Origin of the sequence: Roseateles sp. SL47, from assembly GCF_026625885.1 — a bacterium.
Lineage (GTDB): Bacteria > Pseudomonadota > Gammaproteobacteria > Burkholderiales > Burkholderiaceae_C > Roseateles.
The window spans coordinates 732018-758532 of the sequence record NZ_CP113068.1; the positions used below are offsets into that span (position 1 = coordinate 732018).

Annotated in this window: 26 protein-coding genes and 3 pseudogenes; 16 read left to right on the forward strand and 13 right to left on the reverse strand. The window is 64.4% G+C overall.

The genetic code is table 11. From position 1 onward, the window contains the following. Positions 1 to 8: 8 nt before the first annotated feature. From mdcC to OU995_RS03135, 6 genes are read left to right on the forward strand one after another with little or no spacing between them, the layout of a single operon-like run. A complete protein-coding gene (mdcC, locus tag OU995_RS03110) occupies positions 9 to 323 on the forward strand; it encodes a malonate decarboxylase acyl carrier protein (protein WP_267833911.1) in 315 nt (104 codons plus the stop codon). Beyond that, on the forward strand, positions 320 to 1180 hold the full coding sequence (locus OU995_RS03115; RefSeq protein ID WP_267833913.1) for a biotin-independent malonate decarboxylase subunit beta: 861 nt from the start codon (positions 320 to 322) through the stop codon (positions 1178 to 1180). The genes mdcC and OU995_RS03115 overlap by 4 nt, the downstream gene beginning before the upstream one ends. Continuing rightward, the gene (locus OU995_RS03120; RefSeq protein ID WP_267833914.1) at positions 1180 to 1881 is read left to right on the forward strand and encodes a biotin-independent malonate decarboxylase subunit gamma; all 702 of its coding nucleotides are present in this window, start codon (positions 1180 to 1182) and stop codon (positions 1879 to 1881) included. The genes OU995_RS03115 and OU995_RS03120 overlap by 1 nt, the downstream gene beginning before the upstream one ends. A 3-nt stretch (positions 1882 to 1884) precedes the next feature. Then, positions 1885 to 2553: a malonate decarboxylase holo-[acyl-carrier-protein] synthase gene (gene mdcG / locus OU995_RS03125; RefSeq protein ID WP_267833915.1), complete on the forward strand. Its 669-nt coding sequence runs from the start codon at positions 1885 to 1887 to the stop codon at positions 2551 to 2553. After that, the gene (locus OU995_RS03130) at positions 2550 to 3386 is read left to right on the forward strand and encodes a triphosphoribosyl-dephospho-CoA synthase (RefSeq protein WP_267833917.1); all 837 of its coding nucleotides are present in this window, start codon (positions 2550 to 2552) and stop codon (positions 3384 to 3386) included. Before mdcG ends, OU995_RS03130 begins: the two co-directional genes overlap by 4 nt. Beyond that, positions 3387 to 4298: an acyltransferase domain-containing protein gene (locus OU995_RS03135; protein ID WP_267833918.1), complete on the forward strand. Its 912-nt coding sequence runs from the start codon at positions 3387 to 3389 to the stop codon at positions 4296 to 4298. A 90-nt stretch (positions 4299 to 4388) separates the two neighbouring features. Here OU995_RS03135 and OU995_RS27415 read toward each other — a convergent pair. Then, positions 4389 to 4448, reverse strand: a pseudogene (locus tag OU995_RS27415) (hypothetical protein); the annotation flags it as partial. A 123-nt stretch (positions 4449 to 4571) separates the two neighbouring features. Here OU995_RS27415 and OU995_RS03145 point away from each other — a divergent pair. Further along, complete coding sequence (locus OU995_RS03145; RefSeq protein WP_267836159.1) at positions 4572 to 5159, forward strand: peroxiredoxin-like family protein; 588 nt, start codon at positions 4572 to 4574, stop codon at positions 5157 to 5159. Between the two features lie 889 nt (positions 5160 to 6048). Here the strand turns inward: OU995_RS03145 and OU995_RS03150 are convergent. Next, positions 6049 to 7132: pseudogene (locus OU995_RS03150) on the reverse strand (integron integrase). Positions 7133 to 7354: 222 nt separating this feature from the next. Here OU995_RS03150 and OU995_RS03155 point away from each other — a divergent pair. After that, positions 7355 to 7756: a hypothetical protein gene (locus OU995_RS03155; protein ID WP_267833920.1), complete on the forward strand. Its 402-nt coding sequence runs from the start codon at positions 7355 to 7357 to the stop codon at positions 7754 to 7756. Positions 7757 to 8383: 627 nt separating this feature from the next. Here OU995_RS03155 and OU995_RS03160 read toward each other — a convergent pair. Next, positions 8384 to 8719: a hypothetical protein gene (locus OU995_RS03160; RefSeq protein ID WP_267833921.1), complete on the reverse strand. Its 336-nt coding sequence runs from the start codon at positions 8717 to 8719 to the stop codon at positions 8384 to 8386. Between the two features lie 85 nt (positions 8720 to 8804). Continuing rightward, positions 8805 to 9095, reverse strand: coding sequence for a hypothetical protein (locus OU995_RS03165; protein WP_267833923.1), 291 nt, complete (start codon positions 9093 to 9095; stop codon positions 8805 to 8807). Between the two features lie 229 nt (positions 9096 to 9324). Between OU995_RS03165 and OU995_RS03170 the strand changes: the two genes are divergently transcribed. Beyond that, positions 9325 to 9573, forward strand: coding sequence for a hypothetical protein (locus OU995_RS03170; protein ID WP_267833925.1), 249 nt, complete (start codon positions 9325 to 9327; stop codon positions 9571 to 9573). Positions 9574 to 9700: 127 nt separating this feature from the next. Here the strand turns inward: OU995_RS03170 and OU995_RS03175 are convergent, their stop codons facing one another. Both OU995_RS03175 and OU995_RS03180 read right to left on the reverse strand, forming a co-directional pair. Further along, a complete protein-coding gene (locus tag OU995_RS03175) occupies positions 9701 to 11257 on the reverse strand; it encodes a DUF4124 domain-containing protein (RefSeq protein WP_324288695.1) in 1557 nt (518 codons plus the stop codon). Between the two features lie 181 nt (positions 11258 to 11438). Then, a pseudogene (locus OU995_RS03180) lies at positions 11439 to 12468 on the reverse strand (integron integrase). Positions 12469 to 12648: 180 nt separating this feature from the next. On the opposite strand from OU995_RS03180, the gene OU995_RS03185 reads away from it, so the two are divergent. The 3 genes from OU995_RS03185 to OU995_RS03195 all read left to right on the forward strand — a co-directional run bounded on the left by OU995_RS03185 (position 12649) and on the right by OU995_RS03195 (position 14899). Next, positions 12649 to 13146, forward strand: coding sequence for a YfbM family protein (locus OU995_RS03185; protein WP_267833926.1), 498 nt, complete (start codon positions 12649 to 12651; stop codon positions 13144 to 13146). Positions 13147 to 13668: 522 nt separating this feature from the next. Next, positions 13669 to 14022 (forward strand): DUF6794 domain-containing protein, encoded by a 354-nt coding sequence (locus OU995_RS03190; RefSeq protein WP_267833927.1) that lies wholly within the window; start codon positions 13669 to 13671, stop codon positions 14020 to 14022. 508 nt (positions 14023 to 14530) lie between these two features. Then, the gene (locus tag OU995_RS03195) at positions 14531 to 14899 is read left to right on the forward strand and encodes a DUF2199 domain-containing protein (protein ID WP_267833928.1); all 369 of its coding nucleotides are present in this window, start codon (positions 14531 to 14533) and stop codon (positions 14897 to 14899) included. A 110-nt stretch (positions 14900 to 15009) separates the two neighbouring features. On the opposite strand, the gene istB is transcribed toward OU995_RS03195, so the two are convergent. Both istB and istA read right to left on the reverse strand, forming a co-directional pair. After that, positions 15010 to 15747 carry an IS21-like element helper ATPase IstB gene (istB, locus tag OU995_RS03200; protein WP_267830737.1) on the reverse strand — a complete coding sequence of 246 codons (738 nt, stop codon included), beginning with the start codon at positions 15745 to 15747 and terminating at the stop codon, positions 15010 to 15012. A gap of 14 nt (positions 15748 to 15761) precedes the next feature. Continuing rightward, positions 15762 to 17312, reverse strand: coding sequence for an IS21 family transposase (istA, locus tag OU995_RS03205; RefSeq protein WP_267836161.1), 1551 nt, complete (start codon positions 17310 to 17312; stop codon positions 15762 to 15764). Positions 17313 to 17434: 122 nt separating this feature from the next. Here istA and OU995_RS27535 point away from each other — a divergent pair, with 122 nt between their 5' ends. Then, complete coding sequence (locus tag OU995_RS27535; protein WP_420714867.1) at positions 17435 to 17659, forward strand: DUF2199 domain-containing protein; 225 nt, start codon at positions 17435 to 17437, stop codon at positions 17657 to 17659. Between the two features lie 110 nt (positions 17660 to 17769). On the opposite strand, the gene OU995_RS03210 is transcribed toward OU995_RS27535, so the two are convergent. From OU995_RS03210 to hemE, 3 genes are all read right to left on the reverse strand, one after another. Further along, entirely contained in the window at positions 17770 to 18216 is a 447-nt protein-coding gene (locus tag OU995_RS03210) for a DMP19 family protein (protein WP_267833929.1), read from the reverse strand. Between the two features lie 241 nt (positions 18217 to 18457). Next, the gene (locus OU995_RS03215; protein WP_267833930.1) at positions 18458 to 20560 is read right to left on the reverse strand and encodes a primosomal protein N'; all 2103 of its coding nucleotides are present in this window, start codon (positions 20558 to 20560) and stop codon (positions 18458 to 18460) included. Between the two features lie 409 nt (positions 20561 to 20969). Continuing rightward, positions 20970 to 22061 carry a uroporphyrinogen decarboxylase gene (hemE, locus tag OU995_RS03220; RefSeq protein WP_267833932.1) on the reverse strand — a complete coding sequence of 364 codons (1092 nt, stop codon included), beginning with the start codon at positions 22059 to 22061 and terminating at the stop codon, positions 20970 to 20972. A gap of 273 nt (positions 22062 to 22334) precedes the next feature. Here hemE and OU995_RS03225 point away from each other — a divergent pair, with 273 nt between their 5' ends. Genes OU995_RS03225 through OU995_RS03235 form a run of 3 tightly spaced genes read left to right on the forward strand, consistent with a single transcriptional unit; the run spans position 22335 to position 24541 of the window. Continuing rightward, positions 22335 to 23018 (forward strand): LemA family protein, encoded by a 684-nt coding sequence (locus OU995_RS03225; protein WP_267836162.1) that lies wholly within the window; start codon positions 22335 to 22337, stop codon positions 23016 to 23018. A gap of 10 nt (positions 23019 to 23028) precedes the next feature. Continuing rightward, entirely contained in the window at positions 23029 to 24150 is a 1122-nt protein-coding gene (locus tag OU995_RS03230; RefSeq protein WP_267833933.1) for a TPM domain-containing protein, read from the forward strand. Beyond that, positions 24050 to 24541 (forward strand): TPM domain-containing protein, encoded by a 492-nt coding sequence (locus OU995_RS03235; RefSeq protein ID WP_267833935.1) that lies wholly within the window; start codon positions 24050 to 24052, stop codon positions 24539 to 24541. The genes OU995_RS03230 and OU995_RS03235 overlap by 101 nt, the downstream gene beginning before the upstream one ends. Positions 24542 to 24590: 49 nt before the next feature. Here the strand turns inward: OU995_RS03235 and ppk2 are convergent, their stop codons facing one another. Continuing rightward, complete coding sequence (ppk2, locus tag OU995_RS03240) at positions 24591 to 25589, reverse strand: polyphosphate kinase 2 (RefSeq protein ID WP_267833936.1); 999 nt, start codon at positions 25587 to 25589, stop codon at positions 24591 to 24593. A 62-nt stretch (positions 25590 to 25651) separates the two neighbouring features. Further along, positions 25652 to 26497, reverse strand: coding sequence for a D-hexose-6-phosphate mutarotase (locus tag OU995_RS03245; RefSeq protein ID WP_267833937.1), 846 nt, complete (start codon positions 26495 to 26497; stop codon positions 25652 to 25654). Positions 26498 to 26515: the final 18 nt, after the last annotated feature.

The following is a 26515-nucleotide window of genomic DNA, read 5'->3' on the forward strand; positions in this document are numbered from 1 at the left end:
CCCGCGCCATGCAACCCGGTCTCGAAACCCTGGACTACACCTTCCCCGGCACTCGCCCGGCCGGCAGCTTTGTGCCCGTGCTGGTGGGCGTGGTCGGATCCGGCAACCTGGAGGTGCTGCTGGAACCTGTGGCCGGCAACGACTGCCGCATTCACGTCGAGACCTCGGCGCGCGGCTTCGGCGCGATCTGGGCCGCGGTCGTGCGCGACTTCCACGCCCGCCATGCGCTGGCCGGTGTGCAGGTGTCCATCCACGACATGGGCGCCACGCCCGCAGTCGTCAGCCTGCGGCTTGATCAGGCCGTAGAGGAGCTCCAGCCATGATCTCTTTTGCCGAATGCAGTGCGCGCGAGCGCCTGGCCCTGCTGCTGGACGCGCACAGCTTCCACGAGTGGTTGCCCCCGGCACTCAAGCTCACCAGCCCGCACCTGGCCCAGTTGGGCGTGCCGTCCTCGTTCGACGACGGCGTGGCCATCGGGCGCGCCACGCTGGCGGGCCGGCCGGTTTTCGTGGCCGCGCAGGAAGGGCAGTTCATGGGCGGCGGCGTGGGCGAGGTCCACGGCGCCAAACTCGTCGGGCTGCTGCAGCGCGCGCTGCGCGACCGGCCCGATGCGGTGTTGATGCTGGCCGAGTCCGGTGGCGTGCGGCTGCACGAGGCCAATGCCGGGCTGATTGCCGTGTCGGAGGTGATGCGCGCGCTGCTAGACGTGCGCGCAGCAGGCATCCCGGTCGTGGTGCTCATCGGCGGCACGGGCGGCTGCTTCGGCGGCATGGGCATCGTGGCGCGCTGTGCGGACCACATCGTCATGAGCGACATCGGCCGGCTGGCCATGTCGGGCCCCGAGGTCATTGAGGCCTCGCATGGCGTGGAGGAGTTCGACAGCCGCGACCGCGCGCTGGTGTGGCGCACCACCGGCGGCAAGCACCGCTGGCTCACTGGCGATTGCGACGTGCTGGTGGAGGACGATGTGGCTGCCTTCCGCGATGCTGCCATCGCGGCACTTGACCTCAGCCGGCCTGTGACGCTGGAACGGCTGGAGGCCGAACACGCCCTGCTCGCCGCACGGCTGGGCTTTGACGGCGCCGAGGCGCTGGACCTCTGGGCCTCCCTCGGCCTGCCCGGCGCCGCCCGCATCCCCGACCTTGACGTGGCGGACGTGACCGCCCTGGGAGCCCGCTGATGGACTGGCAGAACCTGGCCACTCAGCTCTTCGGTGCTGACCATGGCATTCGCCGCGACGGCGACTTCCTGCACGGCGACGTGACGTTCGACGGCGAACCGATCACCGTCCTCGGCACGACCGAGCATGCCCCCATCGGCGTGCAGCTAGCGCTGGCGCAGGCTCGCGTGGTGCTGGACACCCTCGCGCGCCACCCCGGCCGATCCATCCTGCTGCTGATCGACACCCAAGGCCAGCAGCTGCGCCGCCGTGACGAGCTGCTCGGCATCAACCGCGCGATGGCTCATCTGGGCATGTGCCTGGACCTGGCTCGCCGTCGCGGACACCGCGTCCTTGGTCTTGTGTACGACCAGGCGCTCTCAGGCGGCTTCATCACGTCGGGCCTCATCGCGGATGCGTGCGACGCCTTGCCGGAGGCCGAGATCCGCGTCATGCGGTTACCGGCGATGGCGCGTGTCACGAAGCTGCCGGAGTCACTGCTGGCCGAGCTATCCGAGGCCAACCCGGTGTTCGCACCAGGTGTGGGCAACTATGTCGCGATGGGCGGCGTGCGCCGCTTGTGGGAAGGCGACTTCCAGGCAGCCTTGCGCGAGGCGCTCGCCCATGCCCCGACAGTGGACCAGCGCGCCGCCGACGGTGCGGCGCGTGGCGGCCGGCGTCACGCCGCTGCGGTGATCGAGCTTGTCCTGCAGGCGGGCTGAATAATGGTTCCGCTGCACCGACACCAGATCGCGTGGCTGTCCGACGACGGCTGGCGACGGGTGCTGGGACGATGCTGGGAGGGTGATGCCCAGGAGTGCGTGGAGCACTGGGCCAAGCGCAGGCTGCCCTTGGTCGTGACGCGACAGCCCGAGTATCTGAGTGAGGGCTGCCTGGCTTTGGGCCTGAGCGCGCCGGCTCGCTGGTCGCGGCGACGACTCATGCTGCAGGTGCCGAGGTCGGAAGTCGCCTACTTCGACGAATTCCCGTTGCTGGATCGGATCGCTCCGCAACTCCCCGGAACGGCGCGTGCCAGCGCCATCGCCCTGGCGGAGGCCTTGGCGCGTGAGGGCATCACCACCCGCGCCTACGGCAGCTTCGGCTGGCAGGCGATGACTGGGCTGGCTTACGCACGCGCCGGATCGGATCTGGATCTGTGGATGAACGTGAGCGGGACGGCCGAGGCCGACGCGGCAGTCACCTGTCTGGCGGGGTGGAGCGGCTCTGTAAGGCTCGACGGAGAGCTTGTCTTTCCCGGTGAAGGCGCTGTCGCCTGGCGCGAATGGCAGGCGTGGCGTGAAGGGCGCACCCGTGGCTTGCTCGTCAAGCGCCTGCATGGGGTCGCCACCGTGCAGACCATGAATGCCTTTGACCGTCAGCCGGAGGACGCATGAAGGCGCAGGCAGCCCTTGCTCCCGAAGCACTGACAGCGCAAGACATCGGACGCGCTGCCGTGCTGTCGCTCTATGAAGAGCTGGCGCTGTCGCCCAAGCCGGGGCTGGTCACGCTGACCTGTCGCGGCAGCCACGACGATATGGATGCGAAGACGTTCATGCGCAGCATTCTTGCGCTGCGCAGCTATTTCGTGAGCATCGCGGCGCTGGGTGCCGTTGGCGCCCCCTTCGATGCGCTGGAGCGCTGCGGCATCGCCGCCGAGGCCCGCATGCTCGTCGCGACCGGCGGCGTCAACACGCACCGCGGCGCCATCTTCATGCTCGGCTTGCTATGCGCGGCAGCGGGTGCCGTCGGGCGACGTGTGTCGCCTGCGGAGTTGCGTGCCACGCTCCGCATGCGTTGGGGTGACGCCCTATCCAAGCGGGCAGAGCGGCCTTCCTTGCTGCCGGGCGGCATGGCCGCGCAACGGTACCAGTTGCGCAGCGCCTCTGCCGAGGCGGCGCTCGGCTTTCCAACGCTGTTCGAGACTGCTGCGCCTTCGTTGCGCGACGGGCTGGCTCGTGGGCTCAGCCGTACACAGGCTCAATTGAACACGCTATTCACCACCATGGCGGTTCTGGATGACAGCAACCTGGCGCATCGCGGCGGTCTGGCGGGATTGCGTCATGCGCAGGAAGCGGCGCGCGAATTTCTCGCAGCAGGCGGTGCAGGACGCCCTGATGGGCCAGCAGCAGCCGCTGCGATTGGCGGGGAGTTCATGCGCCGACGTCTCTCGCCGGGCGGGTCTGCCGACACACTGGCGGCCGCCTGCTGGCTACAGCGCATGGGTTGAATGAGCCTCGGCCTTCTCTTTCCCGGCCAGGGCGCACAACACGCCCAGATGCTGTCGTGGCTGGAGGACACAACAGCGGCGGCACCCGCGCTGGCGTCACTGTTGAAGCAAATAGGCCCTGACTGGCGAGCGCGTGCCGCTGATCCGCAATGGCTTCATGCCAATTCGATTGCGCAGCCGCTGTTGACGGGTGTGAGTCTGGCCGCGTGGCAGGCGGTGGCTGGACATTTGCCAACACCGGTCGCGATAGCAGGCTATAGCGTCGGTGAAATCGCAGCGTTCTCGGCGGCTGGGGTGTACGACCTGGACACCGCGCTGGACCTGGCGGCTCGGCGCGCCGAAGCCATGAATGCCGCTGCGCAGGGCCATCATGGCGGACTACTGTCGGTGCAGGGACCTTCTGCGGAAACACTCGCGGCCGCTGACGCCGAGCTGAAGCTGGCCATCCGTATCAGCACGGAACACGTGATCGTCGGTGGTCCGACTTCCGAGCTGCACAGCGCTGCCGCGCGCTGGACAGCCGCTGGCTTGCGCTGCAAACAGTTGCCGATTGCAGTGGCTTCGCATACGCCATGGATGACGGATGCAGCGCACGCTTTCGCCGGACACCTCGCCACGCTGGCGCTCAAGCCACCGACGGTTGCGCTGATCAGCAACCTCACCGGCATGCCCAGCAGGCAACTGCCGGTGCTGACATCCGCCCTCTCAGGCCAGATCGCCGCCACGGTCCGCTGGGACGATTGTCTCGACAGCCTCGCCGAGCGAGGCGTGCGCTGCGTGCTTGAAGTGGGTGCAGGGAGCACGTTGACCACGATGTGGCGTGATCGCTACCCCGATATTCCCGCACGGTCGGCGGACGAATTTCGTAGCGCCACCGGGCTTGTGGACTGGGTGTTGCAGCGCCTGGCATAAAGGGCAGCTCGCGTCGTTCGATTGAGCAAGCGCGCCCAGCCTGCGCTTCAGCCCAGCAATCTGCTTGCTCACGGCACTCTGCGTCGCTTGGGTCTCGCGGGCGACCGCCAAGAAGCTGCAGCTTTCGACCACCCGCACGAAGGCCTGCATCGCGGCCAGATCGGTCGATCTTCGCGGAGCGTTTCTATGGAAAATCACAAGACATTGGCCGATCAACTGGCCGATTACAAGGCCGGTTTCAAGCAGCGCGTGGCGCCAGAACGCGTGGCGATGATGGAGGCCGCAACCGCGGACCTGCGTGCCAGCGGTATCCAGGCCCGCGCGCTGCAGGTGGGGGCCCGCGTGCCAGACCTGACGCTGCCAGACGCCATGAACCACCCGGTCCGACTCTCCGATCTGTGGCGCCGCGGTCCTCTGGTGCTGATCTTCTACAGGGGCGGCTGGTGCCCGTACTGCAATCTGGAACTTCGTGCGTGGAACGAGCATCTGCCATCGCTGAAGCACATGGGAGCACAACTCGTGGCAGTGTCCCCACAGACTCCCGACAATTCGTTGTCGACGTCACAGAAGAACGAACTGGCCTACACGGTTCTAAGCGATTCCGAGTTGCGAGCATCCGAGGCTTTTGGCGTGGCCTTCGAGTTGCCCCCACAGCTGATCGAGCTGTACAACCGCGTGGGCAACGACCTGCCAGTGCTCAACGGCAATGGCCGCTGGGTGTTGCCGGTTCCCGCGACCTACGTCATCGACCGCGAAGGCCGCGTGATATTCGCTCATATCGAGGCGGACTATCGGGAACGCGCGGAACCCGTGCTGGTGCTCGATGCAGTGGCACTTGCGCACGACGCGAGCTTCAATTGAACATGGTCGATGCACTGCCGACCTTGCTGAAAACGCGGGAGTGCCGGGATCAAGGCACTCTTGCGTATTGCGTCGATCGGCTCCGTGCTGCTTCGGTTCGATGAGCGTCTGCTCGCGACGAAGTCGGGGGCAGTACCGGGTCACCTGCGACATTGGGAGGCTGCATCGTGGTCGCGCCACCGAATGTCTCTTCATGGCCGACGGCCGCCGCTCCGGGTTGGAAGCTCGACCGTCTGCACCCGCTGCAAAGCGGCCCTCCATGGCGGGTGGCCGCTTCAGGCTGGAAGCGGGCAACGCGAACTAGCTCGGATTGGTCTCGCGGAACTGCGCCAAAACTTCCTTGGCCAACCATCCAAGCGATGCACCGGTTCCCGGAACGTGCTTCGCGACGACCGTTTGCTCCGTGACATCCGTGACGTTTGAGTCTTGCAGGATTCCAGAGCCTTGGAGGAGCCGCTCGCCAAAGGCCTCGTCTGCCACAAACTTCAGGAAACTTCCCGAGGCTGTTAGCCACGTGCCATAGTGAACCCAGCAACCTTGGTCGGGAACGGAGCGAAGTTCAATCAGGATTCCATCTCGGGCACCCAAGCCGCGACTGGCGAGCAGCGCTCGCAGCCACTCGAACCGTTCTGGCTGCGTCGCGAACGAGCGTGCGATGGCTACGATTTCGCCACGCCGGTCTCCAACCTGTATGTGTGTGTTCCGTTGCCGTCCCATACGTGCAATCCGCGCAGACCATCGATTGAGTTCGCCGGTAGCCTACCCGAAATCCCTCGCCCACATCCTTCCGATAGTCGCCGACAGCGAGCATTGTGAGCACTGTGCCGATTGCCGCCTACGCTGCCTTGCTGACGCACAGATTCCGCAGCTTCAGGCTGAGAGCGGTCGCTCACCAACGACTGCTTTGCGGCTCCTCAGCTCCAGGCAGCGAGTCCAGGGGGCTGCGCACGGACTGCCGCCCATCCATGAGCACATGGGTGTAGATCATGCTCGTCGCCACATCGGCGTGCCCGAGCAACTCCTGCACGGTGCGGGTGTCGCAACCCGCCTGAAGCAGATGGGTCGCAAAACAGTGCCGCAGCGTGTGAGGCGTGGCGGGCTTGTCGATGCCTGCGGCCTGAACCGCGCGCTTAAACGCCCGCTGAAAGGTCTCGTCGTCGAGATGGTGCCGGCGAACGACGCCGCTGCGGGGATCGGCGGAATGATGGTCTTGAGGGAAGACCCAGAACCATCCCCAGCTGGCACCGGCCTGCGGGTATTTACGCTCAAGAGCATGCGGCAACTCCACCCCCGCATGCCCTGACTCCACATCGGCCGCCCAAACCTGGCGAACCCGGCCCAATTGCTCTCGCAACGGCAATACCAAGGATTGGGGCAGCATCACCACCCGATCCTTGCCGCCCTTGCCCTGACGCACGCAGATCGCGCGTTGCGCGAAGTCGATGTCCTTGACCCACAGGCACAAGGCCTCGGCGACGCGCAACCCCGTGCCGTACAGCAGTCGCGCCAGCAATTGATGCTCGCCCCGCAGGCTGGCAAGCACCGCCAACATCTCTTCGACGCTGAGCTTCGACGCTGAGCACCACCGGCAGGCGCCGCTTGGGCACCGGGCGGCCGATCTCCTGCATCCAGGGCAACTGCAGCCCCAGCACCTTGCCGTAAAGGAACAGGAGTGCAGACAAGGCTCGGCGATGGCTAGACGGAGACAGCCCTCGGTCGGATGCCAGATAGGTCAGGAAGGCCTCGACCTCGGAGCCTCCCATCTGCGCCGGATGGCGCAGGCCGTGGAACCGGTTGAAGCCTCGAAACCAGTACAAGTACGCCTGCTCGGTCCGTCGGCTGTAGTGCAACATCCGAACGCGCTCATGCAACTGGTCGAGCAGCCTAACGGCACGCAACGGCGGTAAATTGACAGGGGTGGTCGGGCGCAAAGCCGCGCGAGGGATGGCTGGGCGTACGACGGCAGGCAGCATGGCAGCCTCCACTTGGCGGTGCCGCGAACCGGCCAAGCAAGTTTGTAACGGATGCGGCTTGTGGTCTGAAATTCAGTGCTGTATGAATGAACAGTCAAATGGGATGAAAGTCCAGTCTCGACAAGCACTTGGATCGCGAGCGGGGCGACCCGTTACTGCGTGGCCTGCCGTGATAGGCCGCGCCGCCCGGCGGTCTACAACACGTTGAGCAGAAGGAATGGCATGAGCTGCGATCACTCCGTCTGGTTTCCCCACAAGCGCCTGTCGAATGCTGAGGCAGGAGCGCTTCATTTGGCACTCTGCGAAGGTGATACCTCTGGAGTCCGTGATCACCCTGCCGTCGACGCGTTCTATGTGGAGCTTGTCGCCAAGCATCCGGAAATCGACGACATCGCCGACGATCAAGTGGATGACCAAGACCTTTGCCCATGGAGCATCGCCTTTGATCGCTCGGGCGGCCACATCATCATGTGCTGCGTTTGGTCGAAGGCGGACTACGTCAGCGCGTTGCTCAGGTCGTTAGCGGCGAAGCACCGTCTGGCGCTATATGACCCCCAGTCCGAGCGAGTTCAGTACCCAGGCGATGGGATGACCGAATCTGAGCCATGGTGGAAGCTGTGGTGACGCCTCTGCCCAACCTGTCGCTACAGCGGACGGCTTCGCCCCCCGCTGAGCTTTCACGTTATGCCTCTTAGTACTGTCGCCATTGCACCCGCGCTGGTTGTCCCAAGTGAATCGGACATCGCTACCTTGCGGTTCGACGGCTAGAGCCTCTCCATAGTGGTTGCTCGCGAACAACTTTCGGGTGATCGGTTTCGGGGCCTTCGGATAGCGTTCCAAGCAGTCCAGGGCTTCCGCCTTCTCGATGAAGTGGACCTTGCACAATACTGGGCAGCCCCTGGTTTTGTGCGAGGTCATCATGTGCTGCTCGTTAAATCGGGGGGGTGGAGTGCCGAGGAGAATCTGAGGCAGGGCCACGAAGTTCGGCGTCGCGAATGGCTCGTGGTGACCGGAAACCACTGCCTGAGCGTCTTCGCAAGCGAAGACGCTCAAATTGACGAGGGCGCCTACGATGCCGAGGCATAACCATTCATTGCAGTGGACGCATTCGGCGCCCGCTGAAAAAGTGGCCCCGGCATTGCCGAGGCCTCAACATCTCATCGCGGTTTGACGTGCTGCATGCTCAGGGAGGGAAGAGCATGGAGCGTAAAGGCTCGGGTCGGATTCAAGACCGACGCTACCGAGCCGAAGTCAGAGAGGAGTTCGGTCGAAGACGAGGATCTGCTCGCCGAACTCGGCGACTGACTTCTCTTTAATCGAGTCCATCGCCATGCCGAGCTCAACGAGATCGTTCCCATAGTCGGCCTGGATGTCTTCGTCGGTGGTCGTGTTGCAGATGGTCCGCCACTTCTCTTTCAGCTCGGCCATCGCCAGTGGCACCAGCCTAGCCTCCCACTCCAGCAGCTCAACGGTTACCTTGCTCATACCTGCGACCCTTGCTTGTAAAACACTCTGGTGAGCGTATCCCACGAGGATGGCGCCACCGACCAAGTTGAGCTTCAGCAGTGCTCGGATCAGCTCACGCATGACGCGTCCCAATGGCGATGCTTATCTCTGTAGGTCGAGGCTTAATCTGTACAGGAAGCTGGCGCCGCAGGACCGCTTCAGGCTGTTAGCTGACGTTGACGCAACGCGTCGTGCGCCAAATGGCTTCGAACAGCCCGGCGGAGATGGCGCTCACAGTGCCGAATTCCACCTGCGACGCCTCCAACTCATCCCACTGTCCTTCAGGTAACACACCAAATGTGTCTGCGGCATGCTCACGGTCGTATCGCAATGCAGTTCCGTCTGCCCGGACCTCGACATAGCGGAGCCAATGACCGTCAGCCTCAATCTCCGAATAACAGAGGAACTCATCGATTCCCACGGTGTTTCCGCTGGAGCAGTAGAGGCGATAGAGCATGTGTGTGATGGCAATGACCGTGCGAGTGCTGACTGCGGCCGTGGATATAGGCCCTGCCCATCATGGTACGTCCGCTTCCGCTGCAAGGCCGTCCTTGCGACTCCCATTCATCCGTCTCGGATGCATTCCACGCCGCTGCGCTGCGGCTTCGTCTCCTGGCGCTGGAGGGGCTGGTCGTCGATGACGAAACTACATCCATCGACGCGACCAACCCCATGAGGAGATCGACATGACCCACCGCTTCCACCTCGAATCCGCCACGAGCCGCACCATCAAGGCGGTTGCTTTCGGCGCAGTCACCGCGGTGGTGATGGGGCTGGGTATCGCGCAAGTTGAAGGCCAACGCGAAGCACGCGCTCAGATCGTGACGCTGGACCCGGTGGTGATCACCGTGAAGCGCCAGCAACTGCCGACCGTCTACATCACCGGTAAGCGCGACACGTCGGCCGACGGCGTCCAAGTCGCCTCGGCGCTGTGATCCCCGACGGTTGCGCTGCATCGATGGGGATGTCCATCGGCTGATGCCAAAGGATCCATGCCCCAACAAGACGCCTGGCTCACGCCGGGCGTTGCTTTCAAGGGCAGCCTCAGCCGCCCGCTCTTGATCAAGCTTCCGTGGCCTTATAAGTCAGCCGCGCCTTGCGGGTGCTCAGGTCGTACGTCCAGATGTGGGTGACCGTGTTGTCGCGGATGTTGATGATGCTGACGATCGTTCCCTGAATGGCCACGGAGAGGCTGTCCAACCGCTCGTTTCCGCGGTCATAGACGCTGCCGAGGTCTGTGAGCTGATCGCGCAGCGCAAGCACCTCGTCCACCTCCCCTCGCTCATTGAAGACGAGCAGTTCCGCCGCGTTCGAAATGCCGACGTAACGGCCCGTACGCGAATCGTGGGCGAGCCCCGTCAAGTCCCGATTTCTCAGGGAGGTGGCCCCCAGCCATTCGCGGCGGCGCGTGTCGTAGCGATAGAAATAGCCTTCGCCGCCGAATGACACCAGGCTCAGCACCCCCTTTGTCTGATCCCAGGCCATTGCGGAGCCCCAGGACAGCGGCGGCAGCGACTTGGGGACCTCCACCTTCTGCTTCGGCCCGGAGAAACCCTTGGGGAGCCACACCAGATCGCCTCCGTTGCCGTCCAGCTCGTACGCCTCGGCGCCATCGTCGCGCACAGCTGCCGGTGCGCCCTTGCTCCGCGCCCAGACGCCGCCGCCACGCACGATGCCCGTGAATCGCTTGCCCTCACCTGGGCCAGTGTTGGTCCAGGGCAGCCGACGCCCGTCCACGCTCAGGAGCGCGAAGTTCATCTTCAGCGTGGTCGGCTGAGGCTTGGTGCCGACCAGGGTCAGCGAAGGATCAAGCACGAACGGTCCGCGCAGCGTGATCGTTCCCGGCATGCGATAGCTACCTCTCAAAGCCGTCACCTGCGTCACCCCATAGCGGACGTTCAGCCGGCGCATCAAGCTCCGGAACTTGATGTTGTCGGCTTCATAGGCATAGGGCACCTGATCCGTGACCACAGGCACCTGCGGCGGCCCGCTCACGACACTTTGATCTTCATACGAGCCCACGACGATCCCCAGCAGTCGGGTCCCCGGCTGAACCTGCACCTGCCAATGGGTCCCGTTGTAGCTGCTAAGGACCAACAGCACGGGACGTGCCGGATGGTCGACAACCACCTGCGTGGCTCTGGCGGTGAACTCGTAGGCCGAGACGACCAGTGTGTCCGCTTGAGCGCCCCATTGCGACATGTCGGTCGGCCCGCTGGCGGAAGCCGCCGATTGCGACGATCCCTGCGGTTTGAGCGCAGGCGCTGACATCACCGGCTTCGAATCGATCGTCCTGTTGTCGGACGGCGCGCTTCGTGTCTTCAAGCCGGAGGGCGCCGGCGCGCTTCCCAGCTCCGGCGAGATCAGACGAGGCGCCGCAGGCGAAGCTGCGGATCCATGGTGCGAATCAATCTCCAGCTTGCGGCTCGCATCCGTGTCGGCGCAAGGTTGCGACTGGTAGGCCACCGCGCCCTGGGCATTGGCGCATCGGTAGACGTTGGCGGATGCCAAGACGGGCAGACTCAGCCAAAGGCCGGCCACGAAGGCAGTGGTCGTTTTCAATGGAATGCCCTCCCTGGGCGAATCGGTTCTCGGAGGCGGAGCCATCTTTGCCCGCATTTTGCCCGCTGTCTCATGACTTCTTCGCAACGCGTTTGGGCGCCGGACTGCCGCGCAGACCCTTGGGACGAGGTAGCGCTTCACAGCACTGGGACGCTGTGCCACACGCTGGTATTCAAGCGACTTGGCTGAACAGGGCAAGTCTGTCTTGCGAGGTCCGCTTCAGGCTGATTGCTGTCGCTCACCAACGACTGCTTTGCGGCTCCTCAGCTCCAGGGAGCGAGTCCAGGGGGCTGCGCACGGCACTGCTGCCCATCCTGAGCACATGGGTGTAGATCATGCTCGTCGCCACATCGGCGTGCCCGAGCAACTCCTGCACGGTGCGGGTGTCGCAACCCGCCTGAAGCAGATGGGTCGCAAAACAGTGCCGCAGCGTGTGAGGCGTGGCGGGCTTGTCGATGCCTGCGGCCTGAACCGCGCGCTTAAACGCCCGCTAAAAGGTCTCGTCGTCGAGATGGTGCCGGCGAACGACGCCGCTGCGGGGATCGGCGGAATGATGGTCTTGAGGGAAGACCCAGAACCATCCCAGCTGGCACCGGCCTGCGGGTATTTGCGCTCAAGAGCATGCGGCAACTCCACCCCCGCATGCCCTGACTCCACATCGGCCGCCCAAACCTGGCGAACCCGGCCCAATTGCTCTCGCAACGGCAATACCAAGGATTGGGGCAGCATCACACCACCCGATCCTTGCCTCCCTTGCCCTGACGCACGTAGATCGCGCGTCGCGCGAAGTCGATGTCCTTGACCCGCAGGCACAAGGCCTCGGTGATGCGCAACCCCGTGCCGTACAGCAGTCGCGCCAGCAATTGATGCTCGCCCTGCAGTCTGGCAAGCACCGCCAACACCTCTTCGACGCTGAGCACGACCGGGAAGCGCCGCTTGGGCCCCGGGCAGCCGATCTCCTGCATCCAGGGCAACTGCAGCCCCAGCACCTTGCCGTAAAGGAACAGGAGTGCAGACAAGGCTCGGCGATGGCTAGACGGAGACAGCCCTCGGTCGGATGCCAGATAGGTCAGGAAGGCCTCGACCTCGGAGCCTCCCATCTGCGCCGGATGGCGCAGGCCGTGGAACCGGATGAAGGCTCGAAATCAGTACAAGTACGCCTGCTCGGTCCGCCGGCTGTAGTGCAACATCCGAACGGGTTCATGCAACTGGTCGAGCAGCCTAACGGCACGCAACGGCGGTAAATTGACAGGGGTGGTCGGGCGCAAAGCCGCACGAGGGATGGCTGGACGCACGACGGACAGTCAAATGGGATGAAAGTCCAGTCTCGACAAGCACTTGGATCGCGAGCGGGGCGACCCGTTACTGCGTGGCCTGCCGTGATAGGCCGCACCGCCCGGCGGTCTACAACACGTTAGCCACTTATCACACACAAGGGAGTCACTGCGATGGGAATGGTTGGTTGTTTCGCCGCCGTAAGTCCAGAAAGTTTGGGCGAGCTCAAAGACAACCCGGATGAAATCGAGAGCTATATCTACCCGAACGATGGCGAAGACGAACCGCCGAACTACCTCGACGTCGACAAAGCGTGGCACGGCATTCATTTCATGTTGACTGGTTCCGCCGACGGCGGAGAAGAGCCGCTTTCGTGGGCGGTTCTTGGCGGAGAGGAGGTCGGAGAGGATATGGGTTATGGTCCTGTCCGCCTTCTCACGCCTCAGCAAGTAAAAGCAGTTGCGGCTGCGTTAGCCGCTCTAAGCGAGGACGGTTTTCGAAGCAGGTTCGCGCCCCAGGAAATGGAAGCAGCCGGAATTTACCCCGATGTAATCTGGGTTCGCGACGGCCAAGAGGCACTTGATTACGTTCTAGAAAATTATCGACAACTGGTCGTGTTCTACTCGGAAGCGGCAGCGCGCGGCGACGGAGCGATTCTTTGGCTTTCCTGAAGCCAGCGGCTAACCCTACGGTCAACACGGACCGCCCAACAACTGCGCTGTTGGGTTCCCTACGCGCTGCGCGCTTCGGCGGCCGGTTACCTTCACGTTTTTCCGCTTGGAGGAAGGTTGCGCCGCCATGAACGTCTGCCCGAACTGCCACGCATCTCACGGCATTTCCGAGCTTCTGGTCCTGCTTTCTGGGTCGCTCTGGCCAGCAAGGTGCCGCATTTGCCGAACAAGCTTCTGTCCGGCGCCAGTACGGGGCGCTCTGTTCGCCGAGATTGCATTCTTTCCGTTCGGCTTGATGGCCTCCGCCGCTTCGTCAAGCGCGTGGGTCGTAGCGCTATTCGCCCTGGGGTTTTTTGTCGCTTGCATCGCGGTGCGTGCTTGGGCGCCATTGGTGGTCTTGCCACAACGGCGCGAGGGGCGAGTTCAGTGAGTCGGTCCGCTCAATGCGCGAATCGGCATAACCTTTCGCTTCAGCGGACGGCTCCGCCGCCCGCTGAGCGCGAATGTTAGCCTTCGAAGATTATGTCGCGCTTTATCGCCCCTGTGCTCGCATTACTCATTTCTGCACTTTGCTTCTCCGGAAGCGCAGGAGCAGAAGAACAGGAGTTGCCGCCTGAGAAGTGGCCGTTGACCGTGTCCGCGACTGTGAAAGACCTCTTAACTCGAATGTCGGCTGAATCCAAGGCTACGGTTAAGGACACGAAGAAGGAGGATTTGATCCTGTTCCATCATGGCTGGGGTACGGGCATTCGAAATTACTACGGCCTTTGGCGCGGCAATCAGAAACTCATCCAATCTGCCTGCGGGAAGCCGTGTCATCCGGATGATGCGTCAATGATCATCATCGAGGCCGTATGGGCGGAGCTGCAAAAATGATGGCGAACTAGGCGCTCGAGCCGATTCGCGTCGGTAAGCCGCCGCTCGCGGCTCAGCTTCAACGTTATGCCTCTTAGTACTGTCGCCATTGCACCCGCGCTGGTTGTCCCAAGTGGATCGGAAATCGCTACCTTGCGGTTCGACGGCCAGAGCCTCTCCATAGTGGTTGCTCGCGAACAACTTTCGGGTGGTCGGTCTCGGGGCCTTCGGATAGCGTTCCAAGCAGTCCAGGGCTTCCGCACAATACTGGGCAGCCCCTGGTTTTGTGCGAGGTCATCATGTGCTGCTCGTTAAATCGGGGGGTGGAGTGCCGAGGAGAATCTGAGGCAGGGCCACGAAGTTCGGCGTCGCGAATGGCTCGTGGTGACCGGAAACCGCTGCCTGAGCGTCTTCGCAAGCGAAGACCCTCAAATTGACGAGGGCGCCTACGATGCCTAGGCATAACCATTCATTGCAGTGGACGCATTCGGCGCCCGCTGAATTAAAACGTTAGCCCGCAAAACGGAACATGGCCATCTTCGCTTTCACCTGCACATGCTGCGGCAGGCTCCACGAAGGCTCGCCGAGCGTCGCTTACTCCAGTCCGTGGCATTACTCGCAATTGACCGATGACGAGAAGACTTCTCTGGCAAAGATCGACAGCGACTTATGCAGGATTTCCTCCGGCGACCAGACCGACTACTTCGTCCGGTGCGTCCTGGAGATTCCGATCCACGGCGTCGACGATCCATTTATTTGGGGCGTGTGGTCATCGCTGAGTGAGAAGAGTTTTCGGCGCTACGTCGAGACGTACAACGAGCCGGTCAACGGAGACGTGCGGATTTCAGCGATCCCGGACAGTCATTTCAGCGTGATGGCGGACAGCGTTTCAAACTGATCGCGGACAGTTTGGGCGCGCGCAAGTGCCTGGGTTGATGGTAGCTCAGGTGTCCGCGATCAGCCTGAACCGGGCTGGCGTGGACGGCCTTGGGTTGGTCGGTTTGATGCTCATGCCGGGTCCTGTTTCTTGCGCAGCGACTCGCCTTTGAGCGCGATCTTGTGGGCCGAGTGAACGATGCGGTCGAGGATGGCGTCAGCCAGGGTCGGATCGTCCAGCCACTCGTGCCAGCTGGAGACCGGCAACTGGCTGGTGATGAGAGTCGAGCGGCTGCCGACCCGGTCGTCGAGCAGCTCCAGCAGGTCGTTGCGGTCGGCCGCCGTGATCGGCGCAATGGCGAAGTCATCAATGACCAACAAGTCGATGCGCGCCAGTTGCGCCAGGCGCCGGCTGAAGGAACCATCGCCGTGCGCGACCCGGAGTTCCTCCAGCAAGCGAGGCGCCCGTGTGTACAGCACGGCGAATCCCTGGCGAGCCGCCTGCTGAGCCAGTGCGCATGCCAGCCAGGTCTTGCCGCAACCGGTGGCCCCGGTGAGCAGCACGTTGTGGCCGTGGCGCAGCCAGTCGCAGCCCGCCAGTTGGGTGATGAGGCTGCGATCCAGGCCGCGCGAGCCGCGCCAGTTGATGTCCTCGATGCAGGCGCTGCTGACCTTGAGTTTGGCGGCCTTGAGCAGCCGGGCCAGGCGTTTGCCGTCGCGCCAGTCAACCTCGCGCTGCACCAACATGGCCAGCCGCTCCTCGAAGGACAACTCGGCCGCCGCCGTGCGTATGGCGTCATCGGCCAGCGCGTTCACCATGCCGTCCAGGCGCAGGCCGCGCAGTTGATCCAGGGTATGTTCGTTGAGCAAGAGCTTCTCCTTCTTCAATGGTAGTAATCGGGGCCGCGCACGTTGTCGTGCAGCGGCAGGGCGGCTTGTGTGGCTGGAGCCGACGCGGCTTGCCGGTCCAGCCCGGTGGTGAGGATCGACTTGATGCTCTGATAGGTCGGTGAGCGGATCGCCATGGCGCGAACGCAGGCCGCTTCCAGCCGCTCATGGCCGAATCGCCGCGCCAAGCTCTGCAGGCCGAGGCAGGATCGGTAGCCCTGCTCGGGGTGCGGCCGGTGCTCCATCTGCCAGCGCACCACGGCGGCAGTGGCCTCGCCGATGCGCTCCCCCCAGGCCAGGAGCTTGGCCGGCGTCCATTCCCGGTGGGCGCGGTGCGAAGCGGGCATGTGCTCCGGTGCCGTCGTGTGGGCGCCACGCCGCTCGCTGTAGGCGTGCACGGCCACGCGTTGCTGACGGCTGAGGATCTCCACCGTGGTCGAGGTGACGCGCAACTCGACCTGCTCGCGCACCAGCCGGTGCGGCACGCTGTAGTAATGGCCATCGAGCTCGACGTGGTAGTCGATATTGACGCGGGCGCGTTTGAAGCGGGCGATGGGCATGCGGGCCGCCGGCAGCGGCTTGAGCACAGGTCGGTCCAGGGCCGCGAAGGCGCTGGCCCGGCAGCCGGGCAGCTTCTTGAACGGGCGTTGGTTCAGATCGACCAGCAAGACCCGGATGGCGGCGTTGAGCTCGGCCAGGGTGAAGAAGCGTCGATGCCGCAGCCGCGCCAGAATCCAGCGCTCGACGATCTGCACGCCAACCTCCACCTTGGGCTTGTCGCGGGGGTGAGCGGGCCGAGCCGGCAGCATCGCCACGTCATAGTGGTCGCAGAACTCCTCGACCAGGCGGCCGGGCGTGGTTTCGTACCGGTCCGGCCGGGCAATCAGGGCCCGAGCCTGGTCCGGCACGATCAGCCGGGGCACGCCACCCATGAACTCCAGTGCGTCCATGATGGCACCGACCCAGTCGGCGGCAGTCTGCGTCGGGGTGGCACAGGCAAAGGTGTAGTTCGAGGCGCCGAGCACGGCCACGAAGATCTGGGCGGCACTGATCTCGCCGGTGGCAGCGTCGATCAGCGGCACGGTCTGGCCGGCGTAGTCGATGAACAGACGCTCGCCGGCTGGGTGGACCTGGCGCATCGAGCGCTTGAGGCCGGTCACCCAGGTACGGTACTTCACGCAGAAGCTGGTGTACTTGTAGGCTTGCGAGCCGGCGTCGGCCAGGCTGCGCTGGTACTCCTCCCAGAGCAGTTGCAGGGTGACGCCGGGGCGCTTGAGTTCCTGGTGGACGAGGGCGAAGTCGGGTTCGAGCTGGGTGCTCGCACGCGGCACGGGCGGGCCGTACAGGCGGGCTTCCAGGGCAGCATCGTCCAAGGTCTGAGCGATGGCCCAATCCACTCTGGCGGCGCGGGCCTTCATGACGATGCTGTTGACGGTCGTCTTGGCGATGCCCAGAACGCGCGAGCACTCGCGCATGCTCAGGCCCGATTCCAGGTGCAGTCGAAGGGTTTGACGTAGTTGGCGCATGTGAATCCTGGGGGTGGGCATGAGGACCGAAAAATCGGTCAGCATGCCAACGGCTCAGGTCACTTGCGCGCGCCCGGGGTGTCCGGGATCAGATTGAAACGCTGTCCGCGTTCCGCTGAAATGGGTGGCCGCGATGGGCTGAAATACGCAGAGACGTATTCTTCGGCTACCTTTGCAATAACCTGCCAGGCTATCCCGACACGATCCCCCTTGCAGCGGACGTCCAAGTGCAGCTTGGCAATGAGCGCCCAAAGCTGCGTCTACATCACAGCAAGGCCGATGACCATCCACTCGTGTTGGACCAAATGCACGGCATCACGGTCGCGAGGGCGCAGGAGCTTGCCGAGCACGTCCACCGTGGGGGCTAAGCTTTCATCCCGGCGGACGCTATGCGGTGCCGCTGAATGCAGACGCCATTGCATCGGCAATGATCTTACGCGTCAGACTGAAGGGTGAGCAGATCGACAAAAGCTGGCACTCAATGTGAGCGTTGCGCGTCGCTCGGTGGGTAAAGGCCATGCACCTCTGCAATGCGCGACAGAAGCGCGCCGACGTCATTGGCCATGTCGTAAAACTCCTTGTCGAGCTGGTCAAGCCTTGCCACAACCGCTGCGTAGTCAGGCCGCTCCGTGGATGACGTGGCCATCAAGTGATAGCGCTCCATTTGGCCTGCGGGCACGTCGGACTCTCCAAACAGAACGTGCTTGGCTTCTTGAAGCAAGCCTTCGACGGAAGAGGCACCGAGTTCATTGAGCGCGGCAACGGTTTCAAGATATCGCTCGCCACTTGAGTTGGAAAAGAACTGATCAAAGCCGCCGTTGTGGACCTCTCCGCTCAGAACGTTCACGAGGTAGTACAGCTGGTCGCCTCTTGGGAGCGCATCAAAACCTCCGTCCTGCTTGTAGACGCGATCAACGAGCGACATCCAATATGTCCACTCTGGGGACGCCCGCCAAGCACGCTCCGCTTCGCGTTCCTGTTTTCGCTTCTCTGTTCTCTGCTCGATAGACAGCTGATTGCCGCGAACGCAGGGCAGGCAAAGGCCAGCATTTTTAGCTGCCGTATCGCGGTGGATCGAGTCCCCGCATCGAATGCAAATGAGCCGATTCATATATTTCCGGCGGTGTGCCGCTGAACAATCTCTCCTGCGGTGCACCGGCCCTGCGTCAAATCACCATCGGATCAATATCCACCGCCCAACGCAGCAGCCCCTTGTGCTGTTTCCGCAGCCCATGCAAGCAAGGCAGCCATTCCCTCAGGAAGCGCTGCAACTGCCCTCGGTGCCCGGCCTCAATCAGCATCTGAAACCGTTCCACATTGGCCACACGCGCCACCGCCATCGGCACCGGTGGATATAGCAGCAACCCCATGGCCAAGGGCGACTCCTGCGCCCTCGCCTGCGCCGCCTCCAGAAACTCCCGTGCCACCTCCACCGTGCGCCCCTCCGCCCGCACCAGCGCCAGATGCGCAAACGGCGGCAGGCCGGCGGACATGCGCTCGCCCAATTGGCTGCTCGCAAAGGCTTCATAGTCGTGCCGCTGCAGCGACTGATAAAGCGCATGGTCTGGATACCAGGTCTGCACCCACAGCTCGCTGGTGGACGCCTGAGCCGCATCCCGCCCGGCGCGTCCCCCCACCTGCATCAGCAACGAGAACAAGCGCTCCGGCGCCCGGAAGTCATTGCTGAACAGAGCACCGTCCGGATTCACTGCCGCCACCAGCGTGATGCGGCGGAAGTCATGCCCCTTGGCCACCATCTGGGTGCCCACCAGCACATCCACATCGCCGTCATGCACGGCACTGAGCTGGGCTTCCAGGCTGCCTTTGAGCCGCGTGGTGTCCGCATCAATGCGGGCGATACGGGCGCCCGGTAGCGCCTCCGCCAATTGCTCCTCCAGCCGCTCCGTGCCACGGCCCAGCGGGGCAATGTCCGGGTTGCCGCAGGAGGGGCAGGCGCGCGGCACCCGCTGCGAGACACCGCAATGGTGGCAGCGCAGCGTGCGGTCTTCGCGGTGGAACACCTGATGGGCACTGCAATGGGGGCAGTCACTTTTCCAGTTGCATTGGTCGCAATGCAGCACCGGGGCATAACCGCGCCGATTCAGGAACACCAGGCTCTGCTCGCCACGCGCCAGCCGCTTGCGCAACGCATCCAGCAGCGGCACTGACAAAGCCGTGGTCACGCCCTTCTTGCGCTCCAGCCGGTTCATGTCGAACAGGCGGACCTTGGGCAGTTCGCCGCCGCCGATACGTTCGGTCAGGTCGATACGCCGATAGCGCCCCGCCAGCGCATGCTGCCAGCTCTCCAGTGACGGTGTGGCCGAGCCCAGCAGCACCGGGATGCGTTCCAGATGACCTCGGTACACGGCGAGATCCCGGGCGGAATAACGGGCACCGTCCTGCTGTTTGTAGGAGGGGTCATGTTCTTCATCGACCACCACCAGCCCCAGGCGCGGCAGGGAAGCAAACACGGCCAGCCGGGTGCCCAGCACCAGCTGCGCCCGGCCCAGGTGGGCACTCAGCCAGTGGCGCAGGCGCTGGGCCGGTGTGAGCGCGCTATGCAGCGAAACGATGCTGTGCCCAGCGAAGCGCGCGGCAAAACGGGCTTCGAGCTGTGGCGTGAGGTTGATCTCCGGCACCAGCACCAGCACCTGCCGGCCCTGGGCCAACGCGTCTTCGGCGGCGCGCAGATAGATCTCGGTCTTGCCGCTACCGGTGAGCCCCCACAGCAGGGCTGGCGGCGGCGTGGCTTCGGCCGCCAGCGCGCGCACCGCGTCCAGCGCCGCCTGCTGTTGGGCCGTGAGGTCCGGGCGGACGGGCGCGCCATCATCAGGATGAGGGACGGTTTGTGCAGCGGCTTCGGCCTTGTCCAGTTTCTTCAGGCGGGCGGCCAGTTGTTTGGCGTCCAGCTCACGCAGTTGGGGCGGAAGCACGGCCAGCGCCAGTTCGCCCACGCTGCGCTGGTAGTAAGCCGCGGCAAAGTCCAGTAATCGGCGCCAGGGTGCCGACAGAGCCGGCAACGCGTCGAGAGCCTCCCCCACCGGACGCAGTTGGTCTTCGGGCAGCGCGTCTTCCGGCACATCCTGAGCCTTGGGTGGGTCCCAGACAATGCCCAAGGTGTTGCGTCGACCCAGGCCCACCTGCACCAGCGTGCCCGGCGTCAGGTCTTGCGGACCCAGGTAGTCCAGCGGCCCCGTCAGGCCGCTGTGCTGCGGCGCGTCCACGGCCACGCTCACCCGGCCCCAGCCCGAGGTGTCAGGCTCAGCCATCAGCCGCTCCGCCCCGCACCCACCCGGCCGTCATGCAGAAGTTCCTGAGAAAAACGCGCCAAGTCCATGATTTCCAAGCGTGCCCACAGAGGATTGCCATGCTGTGGATAACTTTGTGGGAAAAGCGCTGGCTTCTTTCCACAACCGTGGGCGAGCCCGCGACAGCGGGGAAACACCCGTTTTTCGGGCAAACTCCAATATCTGTTTTAAATCAATCACTTGCGTGCCCATCCGGGAAAATCCTAGCTGCAGGATGACCGGTGTGCTGCATTTCAGTGACATGCACGGATTTGGGGATAACTGTTGTCCAAGGTCCGGTCAATCTGGCCCGGTCGGAGAGGATCACCACGCCCGCCGCCCCCGATCCAGATGGCCCCGCAGGGCCCCCGGAGGGGCCTTCAGTGGAGCCTCAAACCGGCTGACGCAGCAACCGGGAGTGACGATGCACTTCGTCCACCAGCTCGGCCACATGGTCCGGCGGTGTGAACTGGCTGATCCCGTGGCCCAGGTTGAAGATGTGCCCACCCCACCCCCCGTCAGTGCGCTGCGGGCGGCCGAAGCTGTCCAGCACCGCACGGGCTTCTGCACGCACCACGTCCGGCGGCGCAAACAGCACATTCGGATCCAGGTTGCCCTGGAAGGCCACGCGGTCGTGCAGGCGCTGCCGAGCCTGGCCCAGATTCACCGTCCAGTCCAGGCCCACCACATCGGCGCCAGCGTTGCCGATCTCATCCAGCCACAGTCCACCGCCCTTGGTGAACAGCAGGCGCGGCACCTGGCGGCCTTCATGTTCCGTCTTGAGCTGCGCCAGGACACGGCGTGAGTAGTCCAGGCTGAAGCGCTGGAAGGCGCCATCGGCCAGCACCCCGCCCCAGGAATCAAACACCATCACCGCCTGGGCACCGGCCTCGATTTGCGCATTCAGATAAGCCGAGACAGCATCCGCATTGATGGACAGGATGCGGTGCATCAGATCCGGGCGCGCATACATCAGGCTCTTCACATGGCGGTAGTCGTCCGAACCGCCGCCCTCCACCATGTAGCAGGCCAGTGTCCACGGGCTGCCCGAGAAACCGATGAGGGGGACACGGCCGTTCAGGGCCTGGCGGATGGAGCTCACCGCATCAAACACGTACCGCAAGCGGTTCATGTCCGGCACCGCGAGTTCGGCCACAGCGGCTTCGTCCCGCACCTGTTTGGCGAACTTGGGGCCCTCCCCGGCCGCAAAGCTCAGGCCCAGGCCCATCGCGTCCGGCACGGTGAGGATGTCGCTGAACAGAATGGCGGCATCCAGCGGATAACGCTCCAGCGGCTGCAAGGTGACTTCGGTGGCGTAGTCCTTGTTGGTGGCCAAGCCCATGAAGCTGCCAGCCTTTTCGCGGGTGGCGCGGTACTCCGGCAGGTAGCGGCCCGCCTGGCGCATCAGCCAGACCGGCGTGTAGTCCGTGGGCTGGCGCAGGCATGCGCGCAGGAAGGTGTCGTTCTGAAGGGGGGCGCTCATGAACTGATTATCCAACGCCCCCGTGGGATACTGATTTGCGACAGGTCACAAGCCTGTCGATTGATGGAAGTGTCTTGAAATTCGCCAAGAGCCCTCGATATGCGGCAGCACCAGGAGGATTCATCCATGACCCCGTTGTCCACGTCTGTGTCTGATTCCGTGGCCGCTGCATCGTCCACGGCGGACGGCAGCCGTTCCACCCCCGCAGCCTCGGGCCGCACCACCCGTACGCGGGGTGTTGCCAGCGGGCTCGCCCGCGGCGTTGCAGGGGCTTTGGTGCTCAGCGCCCCGCTGCTGCTCAGCGGCTGCGGCTACAACGAATTCCAGAACCTGGATGAACAGGTGAATGCCAGTTGGTCGGAGGTGCTGAGCCAATATCAGCGCCGCAGCGACCTCATCCCCAACATCGTCAACACCGTCAAGGGCGAGGCCAACTTCGAGCAGGAAACGCTCACCCGCGTGGTGGAAGCCCGCGCCAAGGCCACCAGCATCCAGGTCACCCCGGAGCTGGCCAAAGACCCAGAAGCGCTCAAGCGCTTCCAGGCGGCGCAAGGCGAACTCTCCGGCGCGCTCAGCCGCCTGCTGGCGGTGAGCGAGGCGTATCCAACGCTGCAGTCCAACCAGGGCTTCCGCGACCTGCGGGTGCAGCTGGAAGGCACGGAAAACCGCATTACCGTGGCCCGCAATCGCTACATCAAGTCGGTGCAGGAGTACAACGGGCTGACACGACGCTTCCCGACCAACTTCACCGCCAAGGTGTTTGGTTATGAAGTGAAGCCCAACTTCACGGTGCAGAACGAAGCGGCGATCTCGGCCCCGCCGACCGTCAACTTCGACAAGCCCGCGACGACCGCACCGAATGCGGGGTCCACCGCTGCTCCGGCCGCCACTCCGGCGACACCCGCCTCCTCCCCCCTGAGCCTGCCGGCCCCGGGCGCCGCTCCGGCCTCGCGCTAAGGCCAGCGGCATGCGGCAGCGCCTGCTTCCCGTGTCTGATGGGCAAGTGCCGTGGTTCTCGCTGTGGCTGGCGGCCGTGGTGCTGATGCTGGGCCTGGGGTCCACCTTCACGGTGCGGGCCCAGGACGTGTTGCCGGTCCCGGCACTGTCGGGTCGGGTCATGGACCAGACCTCCACACTGACCGAGCCCCAGCGGCAGGCACTGGACCGCAAACTGGCGGCGTTTGAGCAGGAGGCCGGGCCGCAGATCGTGGTGTTGATGGTGCCCACGACCGCGCCGGAAGACATCGCCGCGTATGCACAGCGGGTGGGTGACCAGTGGAAGATCGGTCGGCGTGAGGTCGGTGACGGCCTGCTGATCGTGGTGGCCAAACAGGACCGGCGCATCAACATCCAGACGGCCAAAGCGCTGGAAGGGGCCGTGCCGGACCTCGCCGCCCGCCAGATCATTGAACGCGACATCACTCCGGCCTTCCGCGCCGGTGACTATGCGGGCGGGCTGAACCGTGCGGTGGACTCGCTGCAGGCGCGCATCCGGGGGGAACACCTGCCGACACCGGCGCCGCGTGAACGTTCGGCGGCGCACAGTGGGGGCAGTGGAAGCGGCGGCTTCGGTTTGGGTGGCGCGGCCATGCTTTTCTTCATCGGTGTACCGGTGGCGGGTGCGCTTCTCACCGCGATCTTCGGGCGCAAGCTTGGCAGCCTGGCCACCGGCGGTGGCGCCGGGGCGCTGGGCTGGTTGGCCAGTGGCAGCGTGCTGCTGGGGATCGGCGCCGGGCTGGCTTCGCTGGTGCTGGTCGGTTTGCTGGGCATTGGTGCCACCCGCCGACGCAGCAGCGCCCAAGGCATCAGGGGAAGCACCCCCGGTGTGTTCATTCCCCCGGTGATCTGGGGGAGCGGCGGCGGGGGTGGTGGCAGCTGGGGGGCGGCGGCGACGGCGGCGGGTTTTCGTCCGGCGGCGGCGGTGACTTCGGCGGCGGTGGCGCCTCGGGAGATTGGTGATGGGCCAGGCACATCTCTCCAATCGCCTTGTGCGGCTGTGCCGTCATCGGCTTTGGGACGAAGCGGATGCGCATCGTGCTTTGCCCGCCGAAGCCTTGCGGCGGCTGGCCGCGCGTGTGGCCGAGAGTGAACAGCGCCATGGCGGTGAGATCCGCGTCTGTGTGGAAGCCAGTCTGCCGCTGAGTTATTTGTGGCGGCGCGCATCGGCCCGGGAACGGGCCGTCACCTTGTTCGGCAAGCTGCGGGTGTGGGACACCGAGCAGAACAATGGCGTGCTGATTTATCTGCTGCTGGCGGAACATGCCATCGAGATCGTGGCGGACCGCGGGCTCAATCAGCGAGTGAGCGCGGAACAGTGGCACACGGTCATCGGCAGTCTGCGCGAAGCGCTGCAGGCGGGCCGGTTCGAAGATGGACTGGTGGCAGCCATCGGCCAGGTGGAACAACTGCTGGCACACCAGTTCCCCACCAACGGCGCGCCTCCGCGCAATGAGTTGCCGAACGCGGTGGTGGTGCTTTAGGGCAGCACTCTGAGCAGCAGGAGTCACGGGCCCTGCGGGAAGCCCAGGCTCACGCCATGGGCGGGAACGGGGGCAGCGGTTTGGGCTTCGCCTTGAAGCGCTCCCGCTGCGGCTCGTGTCCGAGCAGCGGGAACTCAAACTGTTGATCCGGCACCGAGACATCGGGCAGGTGGTCCAGCAGATGGCGGATCAGGGTGAGCCGACCACGCCGTTGATCATTGAAATCCACCAGCGTCCACGGCGTATGTTGGTTGTGGGTCGCCTTGAGCATGCGGTCCCGTGCCCGGCCGTAGTCCTCGTAATGTTCGCGCGCCTGCAGATCGATGGGAGACAGCTTCCACTGCTTGAGCGGATCTTCCGCCCGCTCGGCAAAGCGTTGCTCCTGATGCGCCTGATCCACCGTCAGCCAGTACTTGAACAGCAGCACGCCGTCGTCCACCAGCAGGCGCTCGAAGATGGGCACCTGCGCCAGGAAGGCCTTGGTCTGCTCCGGGCTGCAGAAGCCCATCACCGTTTCCACACCCGCGCGGTTGTACCAACTGCGGTCGAAGAGCACGAGTTCACCGGCGGTGGGGAGGTGGGCGACGTAACGCTGGAAGTACCACTGCCCCTGCTCCCGTTCGCTGGGTTTGGGCAGCGCCACGGTGCGGCATTGGCGGGGGTTCAGGGTTTCAGAGATGGCGTTGATGACGCCGCCCTTCCCGGCCGTGTCGCGCCCTTCCACGATCACCAGGACACGACGGCCGGTCCGCTGTAGCCAGCGCGCCATGTTGTTGAGCTCGACCTGCAGCGACTCCAGCAGGTCCAGGTAGTCGGACTTGGCGAGCTTGTTGTCGGTGGGTTCGGCTTTGCCGTCGCCGTCGCGGTCGCCGTTGCCCTTGGCTTTGCGGCTGCCATTGGCTTTGCCTTCGGGGCCGGCTCTGCCGTTGGACTTCGCCCGCGCGTTGACCCGGTCCTGGGTATCGATGGGTTTGCCAGCGCGACGGCGATCGTCGGGTTGACCGTCCTGCTGACTGTCCTGCTTAGGGTCCTTCTTGTCCTTGCCCATGCGGTCCATCTCCTGGAGGTGATGGGCACAGACTAACGGATTCAGGACGGCCGCGCCCTGGCTTACTCCAGTTCCAGCACCTGCATCGCGGCCCAGCTCTCCCCCGGCGCCAGCGTCACGGGTTGCAGCACTTGCGCGGCTTCCACGCACAGCATCTGGCGGTAGCCGTCGGCCGGCATGTCGCTGAAAGCCGTGCCCTTCACCTCTCCTGGGTTCCACACCACCACATCCGAGAAGCCTTGCTGGCTGATGCGCACGCGGCGGTCGGTATCGCGCAGGATCAGGTCGTCCTTCAGGTCCTGGTAGATGCGGTCCAGCTCGCTGCCATCCAGGCGCAGCAGATCTTCGTGTTGGGTGCTGGCGCGGTTCTCGGCCGAGTCCCAATACGCGAGACCGGACAAACCTTGCAGCGATGCGCTCAAGGCGCTTTGCAGGCGCAGATAGGTGTGCAGCGCGGCGGCAAAGGACAACGGCGCCTCCCCCCGGTTTTCACAGGCCAGCTCCATTTCCAGCGCACGGCCGCTGATGCGGATGCTGATCTCCGCCTCGAACTGATGCGGCCAGACCATGCGGGTGGCGCCGTCGTCGCTCAGGCGGAGCACGGCCAGGGCGTCGTCCTTGCCCGATTCGGCACTGACCAGCTGCCAGGGCTTGTTGCGGGCAAAACCATGCTTTTGCAGGGGGCCTCGCGCATTGAATTGCGGAAAGATCACCGGCACGCCGCCCCGGATGGCCTGTCCGGTGGCGAAGGCGCTGGTGGGGGAGAGATACAGCTGCTCCTCTCCACCGGCGGGCACCCAGGACACCAGGTGCGCACCATGCAGCAGCAGCGTGGCACGGGCACCATCGGGCGCAACGAGTTCAAGGGCTTCGAGACCGTGGGAGCGGGTGACGGGAATGGAGCTCATGGCGACTTCTGGCAACTT

Excerpts from the sequence above, each read along its gene's own strand:
- mdcC (WP_267833911.1), top strand. The coding sequence starts at position 9 with ATGCAACCCGGTCTCGAAACCCTGGACTACACCTTCCCCGGCACTCGC.
- OU995_RS03115 (WP_267833913.1), top strand. The coding sequence starts at position 320 with ATGATCTCTTTTGCCGAATGCAGTGCGCGCGAGCGCCTGGCCCTGCTG.
- OU995_RS03120 (WP_267833914.1), top strand. The coding sequence starts at position 1,180 with ATGGACTGGCAGAACCTGGCCACTCAGCTCTTCGGTGCTGACCATGGC.
- mdcG (WP_267833915.1), top strand. The coding sequence starts at position 1,885 with ATGGTTCCGCTGCACCGACACCAGATCGCGTGGCTGTCCGACGACGGC.
- OU995_RS03130 (WP_267833917.1), top strand. The coding sequence starts at position 2,550 with ATGAAGGCGCAGGCAGCCCTTGCTCCCGAAGCACTGACAGCGCAAGAC.
- OU995_RS03135 (WP_267833918.1), top strand. The coding sequence starts at position 3,387 with ATGAGCCTCGGCCTTCTCTTTCCCGGCCAGGGCGCACAACACGCCCAG.
- OU995_RS03145 (WP_267836159.1), top strand. The coding sequence starts at position 4,572 with ATGGAGGCCGCAACCGCGGACCTGCGTGCCAGCGGTATCCAGGCCCGC.
- OU995_RS03155 (WP_267833920.1), top strand. The coding sequence starts at position 7,355 with ATGAGCTGCGATCACTCCGTCTGGTTTCCCCACAAGCGCCTGTCGAAT.
- OU995_RS03160 (WP_267833921.1), bottom strand. The coding sequence starts at position 8,719 with ATGCGTGAGCTGATCCGAGCACTGCTGAAGCTCAACTTGGTCGGTGGC.
- OU995_RS03165 (WP_267833923.1), bottom strand. The coding sequence starts at position 9,095 with ATGCTCTATCGCCTCTACTGCTCCAGCGGAAACACCGTGGGAATCGAT.
- OU995_RS03170 (WP_267833925.1), top strand. The coding sequence starts at position 9,325 with ATGACCCACCGCTTCCACCTCGAATCCGCCACGAGCCGCACCATCAAG.
- OU995_RS03175 (WP_324288695.1), bottom strand. The coding sequence starts at position 11,257 with ATGCGGGCAAAGATGGCTCCGCCTCCGAGAACCGATTCGCCCAGGGAG.
- OU995_RS03185 (WP_267833926.1), top strand. The coding sequence starts at position 12,649 with ATGGGAATGGTTGGTTGTTTCGCCGCCGTAAGTCCAGAAAGTTTGGGC.
- OU995_RS03190 (WP_267833927.1), top strand. The coding sequence starts at position 13,669 with ATGTCGCGCTTTATCGCCCCTGTGCTCGCATTACTCATTTCTGCACTT.
- OU995_RS03195 (WP_267833928.1), top strand. The coding sequence starts at position 14,531 with ATGGCCATCTTCGCTTTCACCTGCACATGCTGCGGCAGGCTCCACGAA.
- istA (WP_267836161.1), bottom strand. The coding sequence starts at position 17,312 with ATGCCCACCCCCAGGATTCACATGCGCCAACTACGTCAAACCCTTCGA.
- OU995_RS03210 (WP_267833929.1), bottom strand. The coding sequence starts at position 18,216 with ATGTCGCTCGTTGATCGCGTCTACAAGCAGGACGGAGGTTTTGATGCG.
- OU995_RS03215 (WP_267833930.1), bottom strand. The coding sequence starts at position 20,560 with ATGGCTGAGCCTGACACCTCGGGCTGGGGCCGGGTGAGCGTGGCCGTG.
- hemE (WP_267833932.1), bottom strand. The coding sequence starts at position 22,061 with ATGAGCGCCCCCCTTCAGAACGACACCTTCCTGCGCGCATGCCTGCGC.
- OU995_RS03230 (WP_267833933.1), top strand. The coding sequence starts at position 23,029 with ATGCGGCAGCGCCTGCTTCCCGTGTCTGATGGGCAAGTGCCGTGGTTC.
- ppk2 (WP_267833936.1), bottom strand. The coding sequence starts at position 25,589 with ATGGGCAAGGACAAGAAGGACCCTAAGCAGGACAGTCAGCAGGACGGT.
- OU995_RS03245 (WP_267833937.1), bottom strand. The coding sequence starts at position 26,497 with ATGAGCTCCATTCCCGTCACCCGCTCCCACGGTCTCGAAGCCCTTGAA.